Annotated in this window: 2 protein-coding genes; both read right to left on the minus strand. The window is 73.9% G+C overall.

The window, feature by feature from the left end:
* Positions 1–1,474: glucose-6-phosphate dehydrogenase (gene zwf / locus I4I78_RS31690; protein ID WP_218615191.1), on the minus strand; the 1,474-nt coding region annotated here is incomplete at its 3' end.
* A gap of 163 nt (positions 1,475–1,637) precedes the next feature.
* Positions 1,638–2,736: galactokinase (gene galK, locus I4I78_RS31695; RefSeq protein WP_218615192.1), on the minus strand; the 1,099-nt coding region annotated here is incomplete at its 5' end.

Consider the following 2,736-nt stretch of genomic DNA (forward strand, 5'->3'; position numbering starts at 1 on the left):
CGATCAAGGCCGTGGCCGAGGCCGGGCCGGGTGAGCCGGCGGCGTAGGGGCGCGGCTTCTGGTCGGTCTCGACCCAGGTGTTGATCACCGGCTCGGCCCAGCGCCAGGCGGCCTCGATCTCGTCGCGGCGCATGAACAGGGTCGGGTTGCCGCGCAGCACGTCCATCAGCAGGCGCTCGTAGGCGTCCGGGAGGCGGTTGCCGAACGTGCGCGCGAAGCTCAGGTCCAGTGCGGCCGGGTGCGGGCGGATGCCGCCGGGGCCGGGCTCCTTGGCCGTCATGTGCAGGCGCACGCCCTCGTCCGGCTGCAGGCGCAGGACGAGGCGGTTCGGCGGGATCTGCTCGCCGAACGCCGGGAAGATCGAGTGCGGGACGGGCTTGAACTGCACGACGATCTCGGACGCCTGCCGGGTCAGGCGCTTGCCGGTGCGCAGGTAGAACGGCACGCCCGCCCAGCGCCAGTTCGCGACCTCGGTGCGCAGCGCGACGAACGTCTCGGTGTCGCTCGGGGTGCGCTCGTCGGGCGTGCCCGCGCGGGACTCGGCCAGCTCGGTGCCGTAGCCCGGCACCGCGGAGCCGTCGACGAGGCCCTCGGTGTACTGGCCGCGGACGGTGTCGCGCACGACGTCCGGGCCGACCAGCGGGCGCAGCGACTGCAGCACCTTGAGCTTCTCGTCGCGCACGCCCTCGCCGTCGATCCGTGCCGGGGGCTCCATCGCGACCAGGCAGAGCAGCTGCAGCAGGTGGTTCTGCACCATGTCGCGCATCGCGCCGGAGCCGTCGTAGTAGTCGGCCCGGCCGCCGACGCCGATCGACTCGGACACGGTGATCTGCACGTGGTCGATCTGCCCGGCGTTCCACAACGGCTCGAACAGGGAGTTGCCGAAGCGCAGGACCAGCAGGTTCTGCACCGTCTCCTTACCGAGGTAGTGGTCGATCCGGTAGATCTGCTCCTCGGAGAACACCGACCCGACCTCGTCGTTGATCGCCTTCGCCGACGCCAGGTCGGTGCCCAGCGGCTTCTCCAGCACGACGCGGGAGGCCTCGTCGACGATGCCGTGGGCGTGGCTGCCGACGCAGATCCGGCCGAAGAGCTTCGGGGCCGAGGCCAGGTAGAGCACCCGGGTGCGACCGTCCGGCGGGCCGAGCAGGTCGGCGAGCACGGACCAGTCGTCGTCGGCGACGTCGAGGGTCACGTGGTGCAGGCGGCGCAGGAAGGTCTCGTGCACCTCGTCGGACTCGCAGCTCGCACCGGTCCAGGCCGGAGCGGTGCGGCGCAGCTCCGAGTCGACCTTGTCGCGGTAGTCGGCGTGGTCGAGACCGGAGCGCGAGACCGCGACGATCCGGGTGTCGGCGTCGAGCTGGCCATCCCGGTCGCGCAGGTAGAGGGCGGGCAGCAGCTTGCGCATCGCCAGGTCGCCGGTGCCGCCGAACACCACGATGTCGGCCGGTTCCATGACGGGAAGGTGCGGCACGGGCCGTCTCCTCCAGGATCGGGTGCCGACCCGCGGGCTGCAGATCGGCGTGTTCTGTACGATACTGCTTCCGTTCGGTCTTTCAAGTGCCATAGGGGTGGAGCTCGGCCGGCGCGGAGCCGGCGACCGCACGTCGTTCCGGGCCGGAACGTAGGGTTCGCGCTCAGGCCAGGCGGCCTGCGCCCTCCGAGGGGGCGGCGCCGAAGGTGACCGGCGCGCTCCAGCCGCGGTCGGCGTAGGCTTTCTCGACCGCGCCGCGGACGGCCGGGACGTCGGCGTCGTCGCAGAGGGCGATCACGCAGCCGCCGAACCCGCCGCCGGTCATCCGGGAACCGTGCGCGCCGGCCTCCCGGGCCACCTCGGCGGCGACGTCGACGTGCGGGACGGTGATCTCGAAGTCGTCGCGCATCGAGGCGTGCGAGGCGTCCAGCGCAGGGCCGATCGTCCGCGGGTCGGACCCCCCGGCGAGCAGCGCGACGACGTCGCGGACCCGGTCGTTCTCGGTGACGATGTGCCGGGCGCGGCGGCGGATCCGCTCGTCGGGCAGGGCGGCGACGGCGTCCGGGGTGGCGTCGCGCAGGGCCCGCACGCCCAGGGCCGCGGCCGCGGCGGCGCAGTCGGCGCGGCGCTCGCCGTACCGGCCGTCGGCGTGCGCGTGCGGCGCCCGGCTGTCGATCACCAGCAGGGTCAGGCCGTGCTCGGCGAGCGGGAACGGCGTGAGCTCGATCGTGTCGTCGCGGGTGTCGAGGAACACCAGCCGCTCCGGGCGCCCGTGCATCGAGGCCATCTGGTCCATCCCGCCGGTGGGCGCGCCGACGAAGTCGTTCTCCGCCCGCCGGGCCAGCACCGCCAGCGGGCTCGGGCCGACCACCACCCCGGCCAGGTCGGCGAGCGCGACCCCGACCGCGCACTCCAGCGCGGCCGACGACGACAGCCCGGCCCCGACCGGGACGTCGCTGTCGAGCACGATGTCCACCTCCGGCACCGGGTGACCGGCCTCGCGCAGCGCCCAGAACATCCCGGCGACGTAGCCGGCCCACCCGGGCACGTCACCGGGCACCACGGCCGCGGCGCGGAACTCGACGACGTCGGCCTCCTGTGCGCTGCTCACCGTCGTCCGCGACCCGGACGCCGGCGCCGCGGCGACGACGGTGCGGTGCGGCAGCGCGAACGGGAGCACGAACCCGTCGTTGTAGTCGGTGTGCTCGCCGATCAGGTTGACCCGGCCCGGCGCGAACCACGCCCCCGCGGGCGCGCGCCCG

It is taken from the genome of Pseudonocardia sp. KRD291 (assembly GCF_019263595.1).
In the GTDB taxonomy this organism is placed as follows: domain Bacteria; phylum Actinomycetota; class Actinomycetes; order Mycobacteriales; family Pseudonocardiaceae; genus Pseudonocardia.